Annotated in this window: 21 protein-coding genes; 6 read left to right on the plus strand and 15 right to left on the minus strand. The window is 45.7% G+C overall.

Features of this window, described 5'->3' with window-relative positions; all coding sequences use genetic code 11:
- Positions 1–8 precede the first annotated feature (8 nt).
- On the plus strand, positions 9–320 hold the full coding sequence (locus GV64_RS02420) for a YqcC family protein (protein ID WP_020582628.1): 312 nt from the start codon (positions 9–11) through the stop codon (positions 318–320).
- A 77-nt stretch (positions 321–397) separates the two neighbouring features.
- Here GV64_RS02420 and GV64_RS02425 read toward each other — a convergent pair whose 3' ends face one another.
- The 5 genes from GV64_RS02425 to GV64_RS02450 form a co-directional block, all read right to left on the minus strand.
- A complete protein-coding gene (locus tag GV64_RS02425; protein WP_020582627.1) occupies positions 398–1,378 on the minus strand; it encodes a hypothetical protein in 981 nt (326 codons plus the stop codon).
- A 269-nt stretch (positions 1,379–1,647) separates the two neighbouring features.
- Positions 1,648–5,484 (minus strand): YobI family P-loop NTPase, encoded by a 3,837-nt coding sequence (locus GV64_RS02430; RefSeq protein WP_020582626.1) that lies wholly within the window; start codon positions 5,482–5,484, stop codon positions 1,648–1,650.
- 208 nt (positions 5,485–5,692) lie between these two features.
- On the minus strand, positions 5,693–6,913 hold the full coding sequence (gene pepT, locus GV64_RS02435) for a peptidase T (protein WP_020582625.1): 1,221 nt from the start codon (positions 6,911–6,913) through the stop codon (positions 5,693–5,695).
- A gap of 395 nt (positions 6,914–7,308) precedes the next feature.
- On the minus strand, positions 7,309–8,256 hold the full coding sequence (gene surE / locus GV64_RS02445) for a 5'/3'-nucleotidase SurE (protein ID WP_020582623.1): 948 nt from the start codon (positions 8,254–8,256) through the stop codon (positions 7,309–7,311).
- Positions 8,257–8,531: 275 nt separating this feature from the next.
- Entirely contained in the window at positions 8,532–8,969 is a 438-nt protein-coding gene (locus GV64_RS02450) for a DUF4124 domain-containing protein (protein ID WP_020582622.1), read from the minus strand.
- A 472-nt stretch (positions 8,970–9,441) separates the two neighbouring features.
- Here GV64_RS02450 and GV64_RS02455 point away from each other — a divergent pair, with 472 nt between their 5' ends.
- Positions 9,442–11,172: an acetolactate synthase 3 large subunit gene (locus GV64_RS02455; RefSeq protein WP_026258266.1), complete on the plus strand. Its 1,731-nt coding sequence runs from the start codon at positions 9,442–9,444 to the stop codon at positions 11,170–11,172.
- The gene (ilvN, locus tag GV64_RS02460) at positions 11,172–11,663 is read left to right on the plus strand and encodes an acetolactate synthase small subunit (RefSeq protein ID WP_020582620.1); all 492 of its coding nucleotides are present in this window, start codon (positions 11,172–11,174) and stop codon (positions 11,661–11,663) included. The genes GV64_RS02455 and ilvN overlap by 1 nt, the downstream gene beginning before the upstream one ends.
- Positions 11,664–11,704: 41 nt before the next feature.
- Here ilvN and GV64_RS02465 read toward each other — a convergent pair whose 3' ends face one another.
- The 3 genes from GV64_RS02465 to ilvY form a co-directional block, all read right to left on the minus strand.
- Positions 11,705–12,586, minus strand: coding sequence for an SET domain-containing protein-lysine N-methyltransferase (locus GV64_RS02465; protein ID WP_020582619.1), 882 nt, complete (start codon positions 12,584–12,586; stop codon positions 11,705–11,707).
- 229 nt (positions 12,587–12,815) lie between these two features.
- Complete coding sequence (locus tag GV64_RS02470; RefSeq protein WP_020582618.1) at positions 12,816–13,538, minus strand: hypothetical protein; 723 nt, start codon at positions 13,536–13,538, stop codon at positions 12,816–12,818.
- Between the two features lie 265 nt (positions 13,539–13,803).
- A complete protein-coding gene (gene ilvY, locus GV64_RS02475) occupies positions 13,804–14,694 on the minus strand; it encodes an HTH-type transcriptional activator IlvY (protein ID WP_034844527.1) in 891 nt (296 codons plus the stop codon).
- Between the two features lie 210 nt (positions 14,695–14,904).
- Here ilvY and ilvC point away from each other — a divergent pair, with 210 nt between their 5' ends.
- The gene (ilvC, locus tag GV64_RS02480) at positions 14,905–15,921 is read left to right on the plus strand and encodes a ketol-acid reductoisomerase (protein ID WP_020582616.1); all 1,017 of its coding nucleotides are present in this window, start codon (positions 14,905–14,907) and stop codon (positions 15,919–15,921) included.
- Positions 15,922–16,079: 158 nt separating this feature from the next.
- Here the strand turns inward: ilvC and GV64_RS25170 are convergent, their stop codons facing one another.
- The 7 genes from GV64_RS25170 to GV64_RS02510 all read right to left on the minus strand — a co-directional run bounded on the left by GV64_RS25170 (position 16,080) and on the right by GV64_RS02510 (position 21,206).
- Positions 16,080–16,220: a hypothetical protein gene (locus tag GV64_RS25170; protein WP_020582615.1), complete on the minus strand. Its 141-nt coding sequence runs from the start codon at positions 16,218–16,220 to the stop codon at positions 16,080–16,082.
- A 30-nt stretch (positions 16,221–16,250) separates the two neighbouring features.
- Positions 16,251–17,147 (minus strand): hypothetical protein, encoded by an 897-nt coding sequence (locus GV64_RS23535; protein WP_020582614.1) that lies wholly within the window; start codon positions 17,145–17,147, stop codon positions 16,251–16,253.
- Positions 17,131–18,003 (minus strand): HEAT repeat domain-containing protein, encoded by an 873-nt coding sequence (locus tag GV64_RS02490; protein ID WP_020582613.1) that lies wholly within the window; start codon positions 18,001–18,003, stop codon positions 17,131–17,133. The genes GV64_RS23535 and GV64_RS02490 overlap by 17 nt, the downstream gene beginning before the upstream one ends.
- Positions 18,004–18,138: 135 nt before the next feature.
- Entirely contained in the window at positions 18,139–18,999 is an 861-nt protein-coding gene (locus GV64_RS02495; protein WP_020582612.1) for a hypothetical protein, read from the minus strand.
- A 3-nt stretch (positions 19,000–19,002) separates the two neighbouring features.
- Positions 19,003–20,202: an MFS transporter gene (locus GV64_RS02500; RefSeq protein ID WP_152553900.1), complete on the minus strand. Its 1,200-nt coding sequence runs from the start codon at positions 20,200–20,202 to the stop codon at positions 19,003–19,005.
- A 117-nt stretch (positions 20,203–20,319) separates the two neighbouring features.
- On the minus strand, positions 20,320–21,006 hold the full coding sequence (locus GV64_RS02505; RefSeq protein ID WP_020582610.1) for a DUF2959 domain-containing protein: 687 nt from the start codon (positions 21,004–21,006) through the stop codon (positions 20,320–20,322).
- A 2-nt stretch (positions 21,007–21,008) separates the two neighbouring features.
- On the minus strand, positions 21,009–21,206 hold the full coding sequence (locus GV64_RS02510) for a YqaE/Pmp3 family membrane protein (RefSeq protein ID WP_020582609.1): 198 nt from the start codon (positions 21,204–21,206) through the stop codon (positions 21,009–21,011).
- A gap of 253 nt (positions 21,207–21,459) precedes the next feature.
- Between GV64_RS02510 and cuyB the strand changes: the two genes are divergently transcribed.
- The gene (gene cuyB, locus GV64_RS02515) at positions 21,460–22,188 is read left to right on the plus strand and encodes a cysteate racemase (protein WP_034843957.1); all 729 of its coding nucleotides are present in this window, start codon (positions 21,460–21,462) and stop codon (positions 22,186–22,188) included.
- Between the two features lie 70 nt (positions 22,189–22,258).
- Positions 22,259–22,519, plus strand: a complete 261-nt coding sequence (locus tag GV64_RS02520) for a YdcH family protein (protein WP_020582607.1) — start codon at positions 22,259–22,261, stop codon at positions 22,517–22,519.
- Positions 22,520–22,589 lie beyond the last annotated feature (70 nt).

Here is a 22,589-nt window from a genome sequence, read left to right on the forward strand (position 1 = left end):
TAGCTGAGATGTCTAAAGAAGTTATTATTTTACTGGAAGCTATAGAAATAGAGCTGCGCAGACAGGATGCCTGGCTGCCGATGCCCCCCTCGGTTGAAGCCATGGCCAGTACCACTCCGTTTTGTATGGATACCATGGCGTTCAGTCAGTGGTTACAGTGGATCTTTGTTCCCCGCGTTCAGGCTATTATCGATAGTGGTGGGAGTTTGCCAAAAGGATCTAACATCAAACCCTATGCGGAAGAAGCTTTGACGATTGAGCGTCTTGAAAGGGAAAAACTATTACTGATTATTGAGCAGTTCGATCATCTAATGAGATAACCTGCCAACTTGGCAGGTTATTTTTCCTAAGAAACAATGCTCAGTCATTTGCAATAGATCCAGATTCTTTCCAAGTATTACCTAGAGATGTGACGAGAAAGAAGAGCACAGCAACCGACGGAGGGTTCATCCCTGTCTTGCCCAAGTCTTTCTTTTCCTTCATGGAGAGGTTCTATTCTAGCAGAGGGACTTACGCCTTTTTCAATTCTGCTACTCTCTACTGTCGTTGAAACCATAGAAATAAGCAGCTCTTTAGCACTATCTTCAGGAAGAATACATGCAGAAACGTTATACATGGGTTTTGACTCAACTCTGATGCAGTACCTGAAGGTTCCATCATCATTTCTAACTTTTTGAATTGGAATTGTCTGTGCGTTACTGTTTTCCACTCCCCACCCGCGGCGAGAATAAAGATAGACAAGCCTTACTCTTTCATCAACTGGCTCTCTAGATGTGATATCTGAGCACTCTTCTGCACTGTCAACGGGCCTTTCAGGCTTGGTTTCTGATTTTGTTTTCGGGGTGGTAACCATCACTTGGTACCAACCCAAAATCCGACTTTCATCTGTTATTTCTTTAGACGCTCTACTTTCTGTCAGGATTGGGCCTAATGAGTCAACTTTGGTAAATCCTAGAACACATATCCGCTCTTTATTCGTTTGGAGAGAGAAACTCCGGCCAATCAGAGGGGTATAGTTATCTTTTGAAATTGTTTTGGTAATCCCAATGCTTTGAATAGGCTGCTGCGAGTTTCGACTTGGACTATTAGTCTGTAACTCTTGCTTGTGCTCTGGTGACGTATCAGAACTTGATAAAGGGTCTGTAATATCTTCAATACTGGCTTTAGGGGCAGTACTGCTTCCTAAAGGCATGACATCAAAGTCAGTCACTTTTTTCGGTTGAGGCTCATGTGATATTTTATTTGAGTCAGCAGAGGGTAAGAAGTTTTCCCGTTGTCTTAAAGCACCAGACTCTGAACTTTTGACAGAAAGTGAGTCAGAGGGTTGGTTGTGTGTTGAAGATAAAGATAGGGCTGAACCGCCTAAATGAGAATCCATAGCTACCTCAAAGATGTTCCGAAAGCTTTTGTAGACCGATACTTTTCTAAATGGTTTCTTTTTATTTACACTTATTGAGGAACTTAAATGAATTCGTCTAAAAAAAGTTCTTTATATATTTTGACCTGAGGGTGTGTGATATATAGTTTTAGTCATATAGTTAAAGCTGCTTGTAACTAATGAATAAGGACATTCACATATCTGATACGGTCTGTTGGAATCCGTTAGTTGAACAGCCCTTAATTATGTCTAACTTACAGCCTGAGACATCAAACTGACTGCATGGCTGATCTTTTTACATATGCCTTAATCGTCTGGCTCTTTTCTGATGTTTTTATGGTTCCAAGGTAATTCGCACTTCTCAGGGCATTGACAAGCTCAAGGTTCGTTTCTGTATTGGGTACAGAGAACTGGTAGCTTTTGGCCGTCAGCTTATCAAAAGCTTCAATGCCTAATTCTGAGAGCAGTGTTGATATTTCTGACCAGGAAAGATATTTGATTTGCTGTGTTACGAGACGGACTCTTCCACGCTCTGTTGGCTCGGTGCCGATCAGTACTTCAAGCCTCTTAAAGCTGATCTTTAAATTGAAATCTTCATAGGGTTGAGAGGTGATTATTGCGAGCATTTCACTCAGAATCTCGCTATCGGTTTCATTCTCATGATTCAGCAAATCACATAGCCAGAACTTTTCCTCAAGCGAGATATCACTGCCGGCAAGTAACTTCCGAACGGTACTTACCGTTAAATGATTCGTGCCTTTTGCCTTATGTTTATATTCATTCCAGAAACGTAAGAGGTACTGATAAGCATCATCGGTAAAGCGACCCTCAAATCGTGCAAACCAGTTAAGTGTCTCCAGAGAAAACTGGCAGTTGGGCAGCTGGCGGATAATGTTCATTCTGGCCAGAGAAATGTTTTCTGGTTCTAACTGTTCAATAAGAATGGCAGGGAATGCTGAAAGCAGTTTCTTAAGGGTAGTTTCTGAGATCTCTTCATTACAGACCAGTGCAGTGAGCAGACCGTCTAGATGATGACTATAGGGTAACGCTTGTTGGGATAGCTGCTCAGTGTTCCTGGGTGTCGAAATAAATTTCACCAGCAGTGGATCAATTGTGTTCTTTCCTCTCATCTCAAAAGCAGACTGAACGTTACTCCATGAAGCTTCTACCCGATTTTCTTTAAAAAGCCTGACCTGCATTGCTGTATCTGTAATGTCTTTAATACCGATTACAGCCTGTCCCGAGAGAGAGATAAGGCTTATTCTGTCCGCAATCTCCAGCTTGGGGTTATTCAGCAGGTCAATAAGATAGGGCTGTTCTTCCTCAAGCTGAGGTTGTGAGAGCAGTATCGTTTTGACAAATACTTCCAATTGGTCATGAATCTGGCTAATCAGCACCGGGTTTTCAGAAGAGCAGATAGCGGAGTAACTGACTTGTGCTGGAGTAGTGGCTCTCTCTTCAGCAGTAAATGCCAGTAAAACCCCCATCATGTGACTGTTCAGCTGATACATTGAATCTTCGATCACTCTTAACGCTATTTCCTGCGAACAGTGCTTTAGTGACAGGCGGTCAAATTTTACAGGATTACTTTTCAGCCACTGTCTTACCTCTGGCTGTTCATTGGTAAGGTTGAAAATAGGTCGAATATCATCAAGTGCGTTGATAACCGGGATGATCGTGGTATTTAAATCACTATGATCCTTCGTCATGAGAATCGGCAGGAGCTCTGCAACCAGTTCAGCCTTTGGCATTTTTTCTGAACTGTCCCCGGTAATACAGCGGATGATCAGTGCCTGATCAATGGTAAACATAGCGGTAAACAGCTTCCGGTGATTATTGTATTCACTGTGAATATACTGGCAGATAAAGTCCTGCAGACGCTCGAACCTATTCTCTGTTAAATCAAAGAGCTCGTACAAAAAACTCTGGGCTGAGTAGCCGTTATAGTTGGCTTCAGGGCTTTCCAGAAGTTGTGAAATTACGGCATTTATAAAGCCTCTTCCTTCAGACAGGTCTGACGGTGTCAGGTGGTTCAGCAGTGCTTTGGGCGAATCTACGCTCTGAGAAAACTCAAATGATTGTCCTTCGCCTAAGCTGAGGGAAAGTCGCTTATCATGTCTACTGATTGAGCCTGGGTAGAAGTAGGAAAGATAGTCCTTATAGTCTTCTGCAAAATAACCCTTTCTAAGCAGGTAGAGTACAGGGCCAAACTGCTCTTCTGTTAATGCGTTGATAAACGAATCGCCGATGGTTCCTTCGGCCAGAGATTCGGAAAGTCTGCTACCAAGCAGTTTATTTTTTGTGCGCTCCAGCAACTCAATATACGCTTTTGTTAGCTCTATATCCTTACGGACCAGTTTAACTCTGTCTTCATAGGTTGGTGCTGTGCCATTCGTTATTTCATGAAGTGTTAAGCCAGTAGATATTGATTTCTGGCCGTGCCTGGTTGCTTTTTCGATATGAATTTTATCATGAGATTGGTAGGCAGGTTCCCAGAAATGATCTTCAACAAAGTCACAAATGGTCATTTTTCCAGTGATTTGAGTGGATACCAGGCTGGAATCACTTTTAGTCGTTTCAAACAATTTTAACCAGTAAATGGATCTAAGCTCTTTTATATTCTTGATATAAGAGCGCTCATAGCTGTCGGCTTCTTCTCGATACTGATCTATCTTATGGCTGTATTCCTCTATGGTATCTCTCTTCTTCCTGTCGAACTCATTGAATACGTTCCATAAAATACCATTGTGATGGGTCAGTTCAGCGTGCTCTTTTGGATAGAGGTTCTTGATGACCATCATGGCAAAGAGCTTGTTTTTGTTCAGCTCTTCAATGTTATTGGTAATCTTGTTGAGGTAGATATCAAACTCATTGACGATATTGGTGATGACTCTCATATCATCAATGTAGTCAGCCACTTTGTAGATCAGTTCTTTATCAAGGAAGTCAGTGACTTTTTGGCCATCTGCTTTTATGGTTTCAAGCTGCTCGTATAATTTTGGTCCGGCATTCGTCGTATTGATGACAGGAACAATGGGGATGATCAGGTCAAAAAAACGGGTTCTGTCTCTGACAGTCAGCGTTTCATCCTCCAAGGCATAGATAAAGTAGATAGGCTGCTTAATTTGCCTGGTGTTATTGAGGTGTTTGTTTATGCGGTATAGCGCTTCGAATGCCTGAAGCTGATTAGCATTCATCAGGTCTTCTATGATCACGACGTTCTGTCGGGTTTGAGCAAAGGCGTGAGTGATTTGGCTTAGATAACTATTTGATATCGAACTATCCTCAGAGATCTTCTGTCGACTTGCTCTGCTTGCCCAGCCACCACTCAACTTTTGCAAACCTTTGAATAAAAACAGCACCAGAATGGTCGTGATAAAGAACAGTGAGAACTCCGCCAGCAGAGGTGCGTACTTCTTTATGGAGGCTGTCAGGTGGTCGGGCAGGTAGAGCCGGAGTGCTTTGACCGTTGTGCTTTGGTCAATCCCCAGATTACCACTGACATAGCTCAGTGTTGCTATGGAGGAACTGGTCAGGAATGCCGCCAGAACACCAGAATATTTTCTCCAGCCACTAGATTGGGCCTGCTCTGCAGTATCAGCCGTCAGTTTCTTGCCGGTTATGCTATATAAGAGCTGCTGTACAATATCTTGTTCTACATCAGCCATTTTCTCATGTTGAGTGTTGTTACCAGCAAACTTGGCCAGAGAAATATTGGCGTATTTGTATTGCGGGTTTCGCTCTATAAATGAGTGGATAAATGAGCTTTTTCCTGCAGCATGGGTTCCGGAAATCGCGATGTTCCGGGTTTCCGGCTGTTTGCCTGTATCCAGAGCACCGAGCAATTCTCTTTCATACTTTGCGATCTGTACACTTCTGAGCACTGCCGGGGTCAGGGGTTTGAGAGTCGAGTGCCCATCATGACTGTGAAGGTATTGAGCGAGCTCATCTCTGGCCCTCTTCAAGGCAATTCTGGTAGCAGCAACACCACTTTGTTCAGCAAAGGCTTGTGCAAATTCTTCTCTGGCTGCCTTCCAGCTCGCTTTGGCAGCATTGGAATACTTGGTTTTAAGGCGGAACAATCCTGTCTGTTGAATAAGAGCCATAATTTCCCTGCTGCCTTTCCTGTTTGCCGATGTTAATGACCTGATTAATCAGAACGTTCCATAGGACGTACGATGGCTTATCGTTATCAGTCAGTATCAATACATTAACTGTTTAAAATCGGCAGGTTTTGGCTGGGGGTGAGTATATGCTGGTCGGTTTTTGACCGAATCAGCATGTGATTTCCATCGAACAAAAATTCAGGGCAATTTACGCTATTTCCATAAGTCGATAGGCGACTCGATAGCTGTCCACAAAGGACGGAATAGGAAGAAACTCGAAGGGACTATGGAAGTTATGGGCTCCGGTAAAGAAATTCGGTGTAAACAGTCCCTTTGCTGACAAGGCTGAACCATCTGTACCACCTCGCATGGCAATACTTTTAGCTGGAATCTCAAGGTCTGACAGAACCTGATAAAGACGATCAAGAGCTTCGATATCTCCTCCCATGGCCTGAGCGATATTGCTATAAATATCGGTGATGCTCAACTGAATAACCGCTTTGGGGTGTTTAGTTTTCAGAAATTTTGCCAGAGATTCCAGATACTGTTTGCGGGACTCATAGCCGGTCAGGTCGAAGTCACGAATTGAGACGGAAACGCAGGCCTTATTCTGACACCCTTGTATATCGGTTACCCAGAAATAACCTTCCCGACCATCTGTCTGTTCTGGTTTACCCATGTCGTTCAGCATGTTTATGAAGTCAGTCGCGACTAAATTAGGGTTCACAAGTACGTTTTTGGCACTCATGGGGTGTGCTGTGATACCTTCAATATTCAGCACAGCACTACCAGCATTGAAGGTTTCATGGATCACTTCACCACGCTCACAGCAATCGATGGTATAACAGTGATCAACTGGGAATAGTTCCATTGGGAGCTCTTTTGCACCCCTGAGGCCGATTTCTTCATCGGGTGTAAAGGCGAAGTAAAGGTCTCCATGATCCACCGGATCTTCCCAGAGCGACTTAGCTAAGGTCATCATCACTGCGATGGCTGCTTTATTATCAGCCCCGAGAACACTGGTCCCATCCGAGAAAAGAATCTCCTGACCAAGGTATCTTGCAAGCTCCGGGTGGCTCTCTTCGCTGACGATGATGTTCTGCCCTTTATTCAGGCATAGCGGGGAACCGCTGTAATGCAGTTGCTGCGGTTTGATATCAGGACTCAATCCCACATCAACGGTATCCAGATGGGCAACAAAGCCTAATTTTTTTGCACTTGGTTTATTCCCTGGGAAATGAGCAATTAGAGTACTGTTGTCCAATAGCTTGGTCTCATCATAGCCCATGGCTCCCAGATCATTTTGGAGCTGAATAGCCAGAGCCCGCTGTCCTTCTGAAGAAGGAACTATTGTGGCCTGGCTGTCAGACTGGCTGCTGATGGCAAGATAGCGGTGAAAATAATCTACCAGGACTTGCTCAATATTCATTGGATTTCCTTAAGATGCTGTCGCAAAAGCGCCGCGCTTGCTAATACGGTGTTAAAAAATGACTCGGGTATGAGTCCGATCAAAATGCTCATTTTCTGCTTGTGAATTATGATTTCTTACCATTTTCTGCCTTCAGGCTGCAGGTATACCGCTGTTAAACACAGATGGCAGATCCAGCCTCAGGACATGAACAGCATAGGAGTTAAGATGACAAGCAATCCAATTGAGTATGGCACCATATGGGATGCCAATGTTTCGATGCCAGACTTTGAGTCTGTAGTGCTGCATATACGAAACAGAAGTAAACGCTATAAACTTTTTAATTAGGTAGGTCTGAAATTATGACAGAGGCAAAGCTCTGTTCGCCGCTTTGCCTCTATAGTAAGGTGAGTATATTATTTTAGCCAGGAGAAGGCTGAGTCACTTAACAGACCGGATAACCTTGAACGAATCATCATCTGTGCTTTTTCAGCTGAGAAGTCATAAGTCGTTGCTCCGTAACGGGCATCCAGCAAACTGATGGCCACAGAACCCTCTTCAACCTTTCTTCCCTCCGCTTGAGCATTATTATCTTCCGGAGCACTGCTTTGCTCGTAGGAGGTAAATACAATGCCTGGCTCAGCGGGGAGGTTAATTCCGTATGCCGGGATGGAGTATGGCGACATATCGGTTACGAAAACCGGAACATTGGCAGAGTAGTTACTGGCGGTTGTCAGCTCATAAGTCACGCTATCGGCGGAAAACTTACGCAGGCTTGGCAGGTTGATATTTAGGCCATAACCTTCTGGCAGAACAGGGCTCTTTCGCTTCAGAGCTTCAATAATGGGAACAACCAGCTCTGCCAGAGCAGAAGATGTGCCATCACGATCACTGCCATGAATACCACTAAGGGCAATGGCCGGGACTCCTCGGCGAACAGCAGTGACCGTTGCTCCTACGGTACCGGATGTTGGGTTAATCAGTCCGACGTTGTGGCCGGAGTTAATGCCTGACAGAACAAGATCCGGGTTGCTTCCCCAGCGTTCTGGTGCCAGTACATCCAGACCATAGAGAAGCGCCATTATAGGCGTACCCTCCACGTAGTGAATATCGCTATCATTGGTATCCTGACCAACGGGAGCCGGGCTGAAGTAGTTAAACGATGCCGCTTTACCACTCTGTTCTCCAGCAGGAGCGGAGATCATGACATCATGGCCACTAGTCTTCAGCGCATCATAGAGGGCACGCAGGTTGGCAGATTGATAGCCGTCATCGTTGGTGATCAACACATTCAAGGCACTGGCAGAAACACTGAGACTTCCTGCTATTAACAAACTGGCAGCCCTGTAAACAAGCTTTTTCATTATTATTATTTCCCTGTTGTTCTTTCGTAGCAGCTTACATACGCTTTATGAACGGTATGTGAAGAGATGGTTACCCTCTGCTTTATGCCACCCATAGGGAGAGGTTCAGCTCCGGAAACTGAGAACCTGAATCCGGTGGGTGATTAAAAATCATACGGAAGTTGACTGCGGGCAGATATAGTCTGAATTGCTGAAATACGTAGGGTAAAAGATGGTCGATAAAAAATGGTTTAACAGGCAGGAAGCTATAAGCCTCCTTCCAGTATTACTGTGAACTAATTCTTACAGAAATCATTCAGAAGCTTTTTAATACGGGTGATCTGCTTTTGACGGGCGGTATCATCGAGAATTTCATACTCGCCGTCTTTGTTTTTAACTCGAACCCGCGGGCTGCTGTTCAGCATGGTCATATTGCCTTTCAGGGTATTGCAATAAGCCAGTTCTTCTTCTGTTTTCTGTTGTGGTTTATCAGTAGGCTCTATCGCCTTTTTTTTGACAGTCGCTTCGCTATGATCTTCATCCTCTGTCATTTGGCTGGCGTCGTCTGAGATTTTTTGTAACTCGGGCTTGGCCATGACCTCAGTATTGGTCTGCTTTTTTGGTGGAGTTGTTGAGAAGTGAATAACGCCCTGGTCGTCTTTCCACTTGTAGATAGGCTCTGCTGCACCAGTAATGGGCAGCAATAGGGCAAATAAAAACAGTAGTTGCTTCACGTTACCGATCCCTGATCGTTGTAGTTGCATTAGTTAATTATCGCCTTTTTGTGGAAAAAATTCGTATTCGCCGAAGTAAAACTCGTATTTGTATTGACTGATGGCAGCTGAAAGTAAAAAATGGCTACTCCTGAAGCTGCCCAAGAAGCTGCGTTGGGAATTATGCGACAATCTGATGCCGTTTATCTGCGGCTTAGATGAGAGTGTTCCTTAGTGTACCGACTTCTCGATCTTGTGCTGAGGTGATTTGTTGGTGCACTGCTCCTACCCGCACAGGAATGTAGCAGTTCTGCAAGCCAGAATTGTGAGTCTCAGGCAGCCCGGAGCTGCACTTGTTGGTGAAGGCTGTTGGTAAAGGCTTTTGTTAAGAGAAATACTTTCGTATTCGCCAATTTCTAATGGTCCTGTTTTCAGTTATTCAGGGCGATATAAAAATTCATTCCAAATAATGAGCAAAGCCGAGGGTTAGCAAGTGGAGCTATTATCCGGCGCGGACATGGTGGTCCGATCACTGGCTGATGAGGGAGTCGAGTATATATACGGGTACCCGGGTGGTGCTCTTCTGCACGTTTATGACGCAATTTTCAGGCAGAAGGCAATTACACATATCCTGGTACGTCATGAACAGGCCGCGACCCATATGGCGGACGGTTACGCAAGAGCAACCGGTAAGCCGGGTGTAGCACTGGTAACTTCTGGTCCGGGGGCAACTAATACCATTACCGGTATTGCTACTGCCTACATGGACTCTATTCCCATGGTGGTGATTTCTGGTCAGGTACCGTCTGCCTTTATTGGTAGCGATATGTTCCAGGAAGTGGATATGGTGGGTATTTCAAGACCTATCGTCAAACACAGCTTCCTGGTCAAACGAGCAGAAGATATTCCGGAAGTCATCAAAAAGGCATTCCATCTGGCACAGACGGGTCGACCTGGTCCCGTTGTGGTGGATATCCCCAAAGACATCACCGACCTGAGTAATAAGTACCAATATCAGTACCCGGAAAAGGTGCAGATGCGCTCTTATAGCCCCCCAGTCAAGGGGCATAATGGTCAGATTCGTAAAGCCGTTGAGCTTTTGGCTGATGCTAAAAAACCTGTTATTTATGCCGGTGGTGGTGTGGTATTGGGTAAAGCTTCAGATCAGCTGACGGCACTGGCACAAAAACTGAATGCACCGGTCACCAACACACTGATGGGGCTGGGTGCTTATCCCGGAACCGATCGACAGTTTGTTGGTATGCTCGGTATGCATGGCAGTTACTGTGCCAATCAGGTGATGCACAATGCTGATTTGATTCTGGCGGTAGGTGTTCGCTTTGACGACCGGGTAACCAATAACACCTCAAAGTTCTGTCCAGATGCGAAGATCATTCATATTGATATTGATCCTGCCAGCATCTCCAAAACCGTTCAGGCCGATGTGCCAATTGTTGGTCCGGTTGACGCTGTTCTGGATACCATGATCCGTCAGGTGGAAGAAACCAATACCCGTATTGGTCAGGATGCACTGGACAGCTGGTGGCGTCAGATTAATGAGTGGCGTGAAGGCCGGGGTGGCCTGTTCCCTTACGACAAGGGTGATGGCTTGATCCTGAAGCCTCAGCAGGTGATTGAAACTCTGTATGAGGTGACTAAGGGTGAAGACACCTATATCACCTCAGATGTTGGCCAGCACCAGATGTTTGCTGCTCAGTACTATCCATTTGATAAGCCAAACCGTTGGATCAACTCCGGTGGTCTGGGGACTATGGGCTTTGGCCTGCCTGCCGCTATGGGGGTTAAGCTCTCGTTTCCTGACAGCCATGTAGCTTGTGTAACCGGTGAAGGCAGTATTCAGATGAACATTCAGGAGCTTTCTACCTGTCTGCAGTATGACCTGAACGTTAAGATCATCAATCTGAATAACCAGGCACTGGGCATGGTACGACAGTGGCAGGATATGCAGTATGACAGTCGTTACTCCCATTCTTACATGGAGTCACTGCCAGACTTTGTCAAACTGGCGGAGTCCTATGGGCATGTGGGTATGAAGGTAACAGAGCCTGCCAAGCTGAAGTCAGCCATGGAAGAAGCCTTTGCACTGAAAGATCGTCTGGTCTTTATGGATATCCAGGTGGATACCAGTGAGCATGTTTACCCCATGCAGATCAAGGACGGCAATATGGCCGATATGTGGCTCAGCAAAACGGAGAGGACCTGATGAAACGGATTATCTCTGTACTGGTTGAGAACGAACCCGGTGCACTGTCGCGCATTGTCGGACTCTTCTCCCAGCGTAACTACAACATTGAGACATTGAATGTTGCGCCAACGGAGGACAATACTCTGTCCCGCCTGACGCTGACCACGGTCGGTAATCCCCAGGTCGTTGAGCAGATTACCAAACAGCTGAACAAGCTGGTGGATGTTGTGAAGCTGGTGGATTTGACCGAAGGCTCCCATATTGAGCGGGAGATGATGCTGATCAAGGTGCGTGCCAGTGGTCCTTTACGTGCCGAAGTAAAGCGGACGGCAGATATTTTCCGTGGGCAGATCGTAGATGTGACCAGTACTGTTTATACCATTCAGCTGACGGGTACCGGCGAAAAGCTGGATGCCTTTATTGAGGCTATTGGTCAGGCTCAGGTGCTGGAAGTCGTTCGCAGTGGAGTAACAGGCATTTCTCGTGGGGAAAAAGTTCTATCTCTCTGACTGCCTTTAAAATGAGCACCCGAAAGGGTGTTCATGATTTTCTATTGACCTGTTTTGATGAGGTTGTTAGTCGTTGGCTTTATGCCTTGTTCTGTCTGGTCGATGGAAGGTTTGATTTTCTTTGGCTTTCCCCCCCTTCTCCTCCAGAAATCATCGTCATAGGTGGCAAACAGCTCACTTCCCCGATCAAGATCCTTTGTCGCTTTTACGTAGATATGTGGCTTTTCAGCAGAGTCGGGGGCACAAAATATGACGTTCACTTTTTGAGGATCCAAAGGGTCATTGATAAAGCTTCCCGCGCCCATACTATGACCAGTTTGAGTATCAATAACTGCAGCTAATTCTGGGTCTCTAATTCCAATAATAACCACATCTCTGTTTATTTTTCTGGTATGGGTTGATGCATTCAGATCCATTTTGTGCTCATTCCTTTCTGCCTCAGATTTAAAGTGTTTTCTATATCCGTCGTACCATGTAACAAATGCACCTTTTTCAAATGGGTGATCTATAAAAGCTCCATTTCCTACATCAGAATAAGGAAGAGTACTTGGTTCTATATAAATACCCTGTCCAACAGAACACATCTCCTTGAGTGATTTTGGATAAGGGTGGTATCTTCTTTTTTTTGAAGCTGTTGTTGTTTGCGGTATCGGATCTTCAGCTGGAGTACTGTAGCCTGAATCGGGCGAAGGAGAAGCAGTATCTCGAGAGTGAGTGGATACATTATCGGCCAGCTGTTTTTTGATAGTCATAAACGGAAATTCACTCCTGGTCACTTTATAGTGAGAAATGGGAGTATCTGCTGTGTTTGATAATCCTTCCAAAGTCTCATTTATAGATTCTGTGCCACTATCGCAATTGTGCTGATTTTCATAGTTTAAGCGGTAATTTATAGGTTGCAGGACAGCAGAAAGAGCGTTCATTGAAAATGGCCTTCATGACTTTTTCTTACACAGTTTTTTTATAGTTTTTTACGGGCTGTTGAGCAAATTTCGACCTAAAAATAGCGCGAAGGTTCAATAAAAAATCTGATATATCAGAGTTTCTTAGATATTCTAATGTACAAGCTGGCCTCTCAGTGGCATGTGTGATGGGTATTTCTTTGCAGTTGTAAAGTTACCTTTAAACAAAAAAATACCCTTTGGGGCTATTTTATATTTCATCTAAAGAACGCTGAAGAATAAGAGCCATAGATAGCGCATGTCGTTTTACTAACAGTGGTGCGACATAATCGCCCCTTAATAAAGCTGACTTCAAAAAGCGCCATTTGGCCAGAAGCGTGGTGTCCTTAACTGGATGTGTCAGTAATGTGCTGTCGATTGACTCAACCAGCTCGTCGATATTATATACCTCAGTTATGGGGAAACTGGCTTGGGGCTCAGTGGCCATATAGACATAGATGGATGAAAGGGTTAGTAATGAGTCAATCTGACGGGCGCGCAAGTCAACGATAGGGGAACCACTCATATTGCTTATCAGGAAGTCAGAGAAGGCTTGCTGGGTTTGATCAAGTTCTCTGGTGACATCCTCACTGGGCACTTTATTTTTCTGCCAGTCCACCGAATAGTTTTGGAATGACTGTCCAAGGTCAGTAATTGACTTCTCTAATAGCCCATCATATTCATCAAGATGTAACAGGCTTTGCTGCATGTGTAGCTCTTTTGGGCGAATGTCTATGCCTGAGCCCTCCTGCGTGTAGGCATGCTTATCTGCCCAGGTAATCATCTTCAGCTCATAACTATCGATCATTAAGTCGAGTAGTGAGACATCACTGCCAGTGACCGACCAGCTACCAGTTGAGAAGAGGCAGCTGATGGAAAACAGGAGAGACTGACAGGTGGATTTTACAGATCCATTGCCCTTGAGTTTAAGCACAATTACATCCCTTTTTTATTTATTATATAAATGCAGCGACGACTACATGTTTTCAGTTAGTGCTGCACAAATGGCTTAAGGCTGTTTCGCACAAGAATAAATTCTGAGGATATTTGGTATCTATGACAAAAAAGGCCAGAACCCAAGGCCAATAAAACTAAGTGGTGGGTGTTTAAAAAGCAAGTACTCCCAAGTCATATCTGATAACGAGTGTCATGTATTAGCTCAGTGCTTCATAAGTATCAGGCACTAGTCCTGGTGGATTTTAGAGTATGTCGGAAAGCTGGTTCCATAATGCAGCAATCAGTGGATTCCTTAACTTTTTTTCCAGTACACACAGCCCCACTTTATAGGGCTTAAGTTCCGGGCTGACTTTTAACACCTGAACATTTGCAGCCAGCGGGCTGTTGCTCAATACAATCTCCGGGACAACACCGACACCAAAGCCAAGGCTTACCATGCTGACAATGGCCTCATTACCGGCAACCTGGGCATAGATTTTGGGGTTCCTGCCATTAGCCTGAAACCAGGAATCCAGTCTTTGCCTTGCTATCCCTTTTTCCTGAAGAATCATAGGGACATCATCAAAGTCATGAACCTGAAGCTGTTTTTCAAAAAGAGAATCTGGAAGCTGAGAGACAACAGGGGCTATAAACAGTAATGGTGAAACCGCTATTTGCTGGAATGCCAGCCCTGCGGGAAGGTTGTCAGGTCTGGCGGCAATGGCCAGATCCTCCTGATCCGTTAATACCCTCTGTATGGCTGGTTCCGGATCACCGGTATGCAGCTTGATTTCAATGCCTGGATATTTTGGTCGAAACTGGCTGAGAATCTCATACAGGAAGCTATAACTGGCAGTTACTGAGCAGTACATGCTCAGTGAGCCGTGAAGCTCTCTGGCTCCTGCCATCAGTTCATTATGAATAATCTCCCATTGAGAGAGCGCTTCACGGGCATAGGTCTGGAATCGCTCTCCTTCCGAGGTGAGCGAGACACTGCGGTTGTCCCGCTCAAACAGCGCTACACCCAGCTGGTCTTCCAGCTGTTTGATGGTTCTGCTCAACGTTGACGGACTGACGTGGCAAATGAGGCTGGCCCTGTTGAAATGGAGGGATTCAGCCAGCGCAAGGAACTGTTTAAGAGGGCGAAGGTCTATAGCCATAATCAAATAAAGGTTATTTCATATTTTGCAATTTTAAGTTGCAAATATATCACTAAATGAAACTATACGCAGAACCACCTATCGGTTATGGTGTACCCCAGTTGAGTGAGAGGCAGACTTTGTTCCGTCGCTCTTAATAAAAAGCCGAATTCTATCAGCTAACCAGCTACCACTGAGCCGGTGTTTTCTTTCAGGAGTTATTCAATGAAAGTTTATTACGATAAAGACTGTGACCTCTCCATCATCCGTGGCAAGAAAGTCTCTATCATCGGCTATGGCTCTCAGGGTCATGCCCATGCTAATAACCTGAAAGACTCCGGTGTGGATGTAACGGTTGGCCTGCGTAAAGATTCTGCTTCCTGGGCCAAGGCGGAAGCATCTGGCCTGCAGGTATCTGAAGTACCTCAGGCTGTTGCTCAGGCTGATCTGGTCATGATTCTGACACCTGATGAATTTCAATCTCAGCTCTACAGAGACGTGATTGAACCAAACTTGAAACAGGGTGCAACATTGGCTTTTGCCCATGGTTTTGCCATTCATTACAACCAGGTTGTACCTCGCGCTGATCTTGATGTCATCATGATTGCGCCAAAGGCTCCAGGTCACACTGTTCGCTCTGAGTTTGTTAAAGGTGGCGGTATTCCTGACCTGATTGCGATTTTCCAGGATGCTTCTGGCCAAGCTAAAAACGTTGCAATGTCATACGCTTCGGGAGTGGGTGGTGGTCGTACCGGTATCATCGAAACTACCTTCAAAGATGAGACTGAAACTGACCTTTTTGGTGAGCAGGCCGTTCTTTGTGGTGGTGCTGTTGAACTGGTTAAGGCAGGTTTCGAAACCCTGACTGAAGCTGGCTATGCACCGGAAATGGCTTACTTTGAGTGTCTCCACGAACTCAAGCTGATTGTTGACCTGATGTACGAAGGCGGTATTGCCAACATGAACTACTCCATCTCCAATAATGCGGAGTATGGTGAGTATGTGACCGGTCCACGTGTTATTAACGACGAGTCTCGCAAGGCGATGCGTGATGCTCTAAAAGATATTCAGAACGGTGAGTATGCCAAGAAATTTATCTCTGAAGGTGCTCTGAATTATCCATCCATGACCGCCTATCGTCGTAACAACTCTGCCCACCCAATCGAGAAGGTTGGTGCCCAGCTGCGTGAAATGATGCCCTGGATCACTGCTAATAAGCTGGTTGATAAAGAGAAAAACTAATCAGACTGAGCGTTATTTGACGCATAGTTTAGAGTCCAGAAAAACAGGGTATTTCTTTCCAGAAATACCCTGTTTTTTTATGGGCACGATTTTGTCTTCGAAGAATGTGAAAAGCCCCATTCAATAATAAGTGAGGCGATTGAGCGGGTTAATAGGGGTTATCGTTTCAGGTTGCAGCCGAAGCCAAGCTCGCGACCGGCCACGGTCGTTTTAATGACTCGCTTGTAGGCACTGGCAAGGCTGACTTGCTGGTCCAGTTTGACGAAGCCTTTTTTCAGCTTTCTGCCGGAAGATTTCATTGCTGATGCTCCCTTGCTAATGGTTGGGTGTCATAGACAGTAGACACCCTTCGGTTCGGCTGTCTTATGACTGCCGATGGTATCCAGAACGGTCTGCTTCACATAAGAGTGAGAATCCTGCATGGCAAGATTGAAAAAGTCGTCGGTAATACCCTCCATATTAAACAGAGTGGTCCAGGCAAGACCCCGGGTTCTAAAGCAGGGGTGATGACTGGCAATACGCAGTAGCAGATCGATACTGTTGTCATTACCAATCGCTTCCACCGTCTTAAAGACTGGGTTGCGCATGGTGAGATCATTCACGTAGCCAGTGATGACTTGCTTTTCAACATCAAAAAAGAATTGCAGCTTTGGCTCACCCGGTCGTGGAATGATCAGGTTGACGGAGATGGAAAGCTCATCCGGAGGATACTGGGTATGAACATCTTTGCTTGAGAAGTAGTACATCAGCTTTCCATGAGGGAAGTCAGTATCCTCCTGAAACGCCAGATCGACATGCTCGCCAATATAACCTGTGACCTGATTGTGGTCGTATTGGTAAATGATGGTTCGATAGCCGCTGCCAAAATAGCTGCAGGTGAGCAGATCAAAATTATGGTCATGCCCGTCGAAGTAGGAGAGCAGCTCATCTGCTGCCAGTTCACTCATTGGCAGCCAGACAATGGCCCGAATAGCAAAATAGGATCCGTAATAGAGAACAAAGTTTGGTGGCTTGAAATCATTCTTCTGCTGGAATTGGTTCAGACTTTTCAATCCATCATTAAGGTAGTCCGTAAAAAATGATGGGTTGTGACACAACTGACCAAGCTTGCCTGCATGCTCAATGGCAGCATCCGGCTCTTTCATTTCAGGGTGACTCTCACAGAAGTCGATGTACTCTTCCAGAGAGATGGCACTTTCTGTGGATGGCTCAATTGTACAGGCCATGGACTGATTCCTCGGCTTGATGGGGCTCATCCGACAGCATGGCCAGTGTCTGTTTTGCGGCTTTTGCTATTTCAGGGTTGTTGTCGTGTACCAGGTGCTCTTGCAGTAGCCTGGTTCCTCGCCACTCATCCAGTTTATAGACGCTTTCCGCTGCTTCCCAGCGTACAAAGTAGTCAAAGTCAGACCTGGACAGGCTGTCCAGAGTCTCTGCGTGGTGCTGTTCTCCCAACTCCCCAAGAATTCGAACCCCCAGAAGGATTCGTGATCTTTGCAGGCTATTATCAGTAAGCGTCAGTGGATCAAGACTGTCCCGGTCAAATACCCAAGTCACTGATGCCAGAGGACGGGAATAAATAATCAGACAGGGTGCCTGTAATGTCGCTTCATCCAGAACGGCTATATCTTTATACGCTTGGAAAATTGTTGGGGTATAGGGTTTTAGCTCCTGAAGAGAGAGCGTTTTGAGCGGTGCCGGACGATTATAAACCGATGAGGGCCTGATGGTGGTCTCATAGCGGGGCACTGCGACCGTTTCAGGCAACATATTGATGACCATCATATCGAACTCACTGGCACACAGTGTGTTATCAGTGTTTTCCCGTTGACCAATCACATTCAGTGTCAGGTTGAAGTCGCCTGCGGCAATCAGATGAATCTGATCCGAGTAAGCCGGCTTTTTATCGTGGATTTTCTGCAGCAGAATTTCTTCAAGAATACTGTTGAATAGCTCATTCGCCTTCTGCTGGTTAAAGCCTTCAAATAGACGGCTGAAGTCAGAAAAGTATGGGTTTTGACCAGAGGTCAGTTGATTGGCTTGCTGGGTAAGGGTTGATAGTGTGAAGGGGGAGTTGTTCATGCTTACCCCTCTCTGTACTTGGGATTCAGGTATCAAATAAACGACTGATTCCAGTGTAGAGTCATATTTATTAACCCAAAATACAGATTTCTCATAACCGATTGTCTCTAATGAAATTATTTTTCCGACATTGATTTATCTGTCGTTTATTCTACAGATCGAACGTACATAGTCGTGTGGGTCCTGGTTAGCCTGACACAGGAAGTAATGTTGATCAGAAGGGGCGATCTCTATCAAACACTGAAAACACATTGCCCGTGTTCTTGGGCAGTGATGATTGAGCGCAATATCTTGTAATAGGGTAGTGGTGTCATCATTGTGCATAAACCGGGCAACAGCCATCAGGCTGTTTGTTGCTGGCAGAGCATCCAGGTGTGTGATCAGTTTGCTGCTTTCAGGGTCAATGGCACATTGAATACCGGCATCAGGATGAGTAGGAAAAACCAGATTGATTGAGATGGACAGTGACTCAGGTGGCAGCTGAACATGGAAGTCTTCGGTGTGGCGGTAAAACATCAATTTGCCTTCAGGCAGGAGAGTCTCTTCCTGAAATATCATCTCCATACTCTTGCCAATGATTCCATGCTGCTTTTCCGCTTCACAGGTATGAATAATGGTTCGATAACCCGGACCAAAATAGCCACAGGTCAGAAAGTCAAAGTGATGGTTATGGGTTACACCATAACCTTTGGCAATGTCACCGACTTCACTGTCATCGGTTAGCCAGACAGCAGCACGTACAGAGAATGTCGGGCATTGATATAAGTAGAAGCTGGGGGGCGTAAAGTCGGTTTTGACGTCGTACAGGGAAATATCTTTCAGCTTGGTATTCAGAAAATCCAGCAGAAAATGTTTATTGTTTGCGAGACGTTGCAGCATGAATGCAGTGGATAGTACCTGCTCTCTGTCATGAAGCTTATCCTGGTTGTGGCAAAAGGCGACATACTCAGCCAGATCTATAGCCTCGGTATCATTGCTCTCTACCGTGATGGTCATAATTCAGGAGCCTGATTTGATTCTCTGATAGAGAAGATAGGTCAGGATAAGGATGAGCATGGAAACCATCGATAACACCCTGGGAGTGCCATCATGCAGTGCAATCAACGCAATATTAAGCATACTGGCGGTTCCTGAGAACACGATAAAAAGCAGGGCAGATGCCTGCATACTCCAACTCTCATGGTTTTTAAGCACACCGGTTAACGCATTGGTAACGACCAGACCGGAAAGGGCAAAAAAAGCAACAACCAAAATCAGGCTGGGTATCAGCGATGCACCATAAAACCAGTCAAGCAGCAGCATGCAAAGTGCGAGTATCATCAATACCGGAAGGGACAGATCTATCAGCTTGCTATAGGGAATGTGCTTTAGCAGCAGGCCATTGATCAGGGTTATGGCCGTTCGGCTTACATACAATACACTGATCAGGTAGCTGTATGAGATTTCTGTGAGCTGGTAATAATCCAGAAACAGAAAGGCTGAGTTGCTGATGTAGATCTGGCCGACAACGGCAATACCTGTATGGCAAACCAGAAAGGCCTGAGTTTCTTTGTCCTGCACCATTATCTTCCAGTGATACAGGCCCTTTTTTAATGGTTCAATAGTCAGCCTGTTTGCTGGTGGTGTTGCTTTACCAATACTTCTTCGGCAGATAAGGAAAGTGGTCATGCTGTAAGCCAGCATAAAGACAAAGACTGAATACCAGCTCCAGTGCTGGCTTGCCAGCGTGCTGAGCTCAGGACCAACAATGGGAATCACAAAACCAATGGCAGTGACGTAGGAAAGAATCCTGGCGACTGAATTGGTGTCGTAACACTCATTAATCAGTGCGGGTATCACCGTCATCAGTGTTGCTGCAGAAAATGCCTGTAATACCCGGCCTGTACAGAATAACCAGAGACTTGGCCAACCAATGCACAACACCGTTCCGATAATAAATACCATCAGAGCCCAGTAGAGTGCCTGTAACCGATAGCCAGTATCCGACAGCATGGCCGTTATGGGCATGGCTACTACCTGAGAGATGATAAAGAGCGGCAGGGTCAGCTGAAATATCTCGGTGTCATAACCAAATTGGCTGGCGATGTGAGGAAGAATAGGGATATACAGGGTAATGGGAAGCATCGGGATAATCGCGATGGCACCCATTAGTAAAATGGTATTTGTCTGAGAGAGCGTGGAAAGCGGTGAGTTATTCACTGTAAGCCCGTCACTGGATTGCTATCTCAGTCTAGCTGCAATCTCAAACCGGGCTTTCGGTGAAGGGGGGAAGAATAAGGTCTGCTGGAGATCTTTCATCTCCAGCAAAATCGCATACTAAGGCTGCTTGAGCGCTTTAATAAACTGTCGTGACTGGTCAATGGAAACCTGCATATCACTGATCAGACGATCAATATCGGCCTTGATGGTATTGAATTCACCTTTCAAAGCACTGATGGCCCGGGCGTTCAGGTTATGCTTCAGATAAAGCACCTGATCCTGAAAGGCATCCAGTACTGGCTGCATCCGTTGTTCAGATTTTTCCAGACTGACCATCATTCGCTGATACTGACGTCGGGTGTCTTTCAGCTTTTGGGCACTGGCTCTACGAAGGCTGTCACTCTTATATAGGTTGAGTTCTTCTTCCCACTCGTCAAACAAGGCATCAGAAACACTCTGGACGCTGGCAATACGGTCTCTTACTTTTTCTGCAGCGGCCAGGCTGTCTTCGTATTCAGCATTCAGATCGTTGTAGGCTGCTTCGAGGTCGCCACCATCAAAGTTGATGACACTCTGGAACTGCTCAAGTGCACTCTGGAACTGCTCCTGTGCCTGCTCCTGTGCACTCTGGGTATCTTCAATGCGATCTACCATTATATCGCGTTTATGAATGCCTACTTTTTCCATGGCGCTGTAATAAGTGCTCTGGCAGCCAGCCACCATAAACGAAATAACCAATGCTCCGGCAATCTTCAGGCTGCGGGACAGAAAGGCATGGTCAGACAGCGAAGTTTGTATGTTCATACTCAATCTTTTTTCTCAATAGCGTCGATCAGCTCTTTGTTACGCTTGTCGGCCAGATGATTATTCACAACAAAGAGTGCATGAATAACACCGGGAATCCAGCCCAGAATGGTCAGAATGATATTCAGAATCACCTGAAATGGTTTACCGCAGAGTAGCACGGCTAATGGCGGCAAAATAATTGCCAGAAAATAACGCATGGTGGCTGACCTTTTCTATGGAAATACCAGTTTCTCGTACTTGGAAGTGCTCAGAGTAATGAGTATTTCAGGTTCTTGGTAATGGAAAGTAATCGTTAACGGTTTTTGTACCACAAACCTCTAAGGATAGCGAAAGTAGTGTAGCCAACAGAACCTATGCCATTTCGGCATCATTTGACCGTTTTAGGCATTTCACAACCACCTGCCCTATGGAAAACACTGTGCTTAGAGACCAATTCTGGTGTGGAGCAGAATGATGTTGGGGATTCTTGGGGGAATGGGGCCACTGGCAACAGTGGATTTTATGCAGAAGGTGATTGCCCTGAGTCAGGCAGCGACTGATCAGGATCATATCCCGATGCTGGTACACAATGTGCCGCAGATACCGGATCGCAGTGCCTGTATCCTTCAGGGAGGAGAAGACCCGTTTCCGGCCCTGCTGCAAGGGCTTAAGAGGTTGGAAAATGCAGGAGCACAATGCGTGGTTATTCCCTGCAACACCGCCCATTACTGGTTTGATGCTCTGAAAGAACATGCCTCAGTTCAGATGATCAGCATTGTGGATGTCGTCTGCAAAGAGCTGGCTCGACGAGGCATTCTGAATGCGGGACTGATGGCAACCAACGCAACCGTTGCTGCTGAAATTTATAAGAACCGCATTCACACAATGGGTGGTCAGTGTCTCGTGCCTGATGACCTTGCCCAGCAGCAGGTTATGACCGCTATCTATGACATCAAGGCGGGTCGTCTTGAGCAGGGTGCCCAGGGCATGGAAATGGTTTTTGACGCATTGATCAATGAGGGTGCCGAAGCCGTTATTCTCGGTTGTACTGAAATTCCGATCGGCCTTGCCAGTATAGCCAGACAGAAACCTGAACTGTGTGTTGATGCTACTGAGCTGTTAGCCAGGGCCTGTGTCGACTGGTATTACACTGGCCACGACAATAACTACCAGGGCGACGTTCACCAGCAAGCAGCATAATACATGGACAATAGCGCCTACTTTGGAAGCTGCCTAAACTGATTCAGGTTGTTCTAAAGGAGGTTGCTCCATGTCTGAAATAAAAGATGCTCTGAGCCATAGCCTTTATCATGAGTTTCCAGAGCATCATGATCAAATCAACCGATTAAAACAAACGGATAGCGTCTTTGCTGAAAAGGCAAATGAATATCACAAGCTGGATCATCAGGTGCGCGGACTCGAAGACAGTGATGTACCCGTAACCGATGACGTTTATAACGATTTGAAACAGCATCGTGCAAAGTTAAAAGATGACCTTTATCAGATGCTGACCGCAAATCAACCACCTTAAATATGAGCTGAAAAAAGAGGCTGATTAAGAAAGCACCTTTTCAGGTGCTTTCTTTTTCTCTGGGGGAAAA

Source organism: Endozoicomonas elysicola (genome assembly GCF_000710775.1).
GTDB lineage: Bacteria > Pseudomonadota > Gammaproteobacteria > Pseudomonadales > Endozoicomonadaceae > Endozoicomonas > Endozoicomonas elysicola.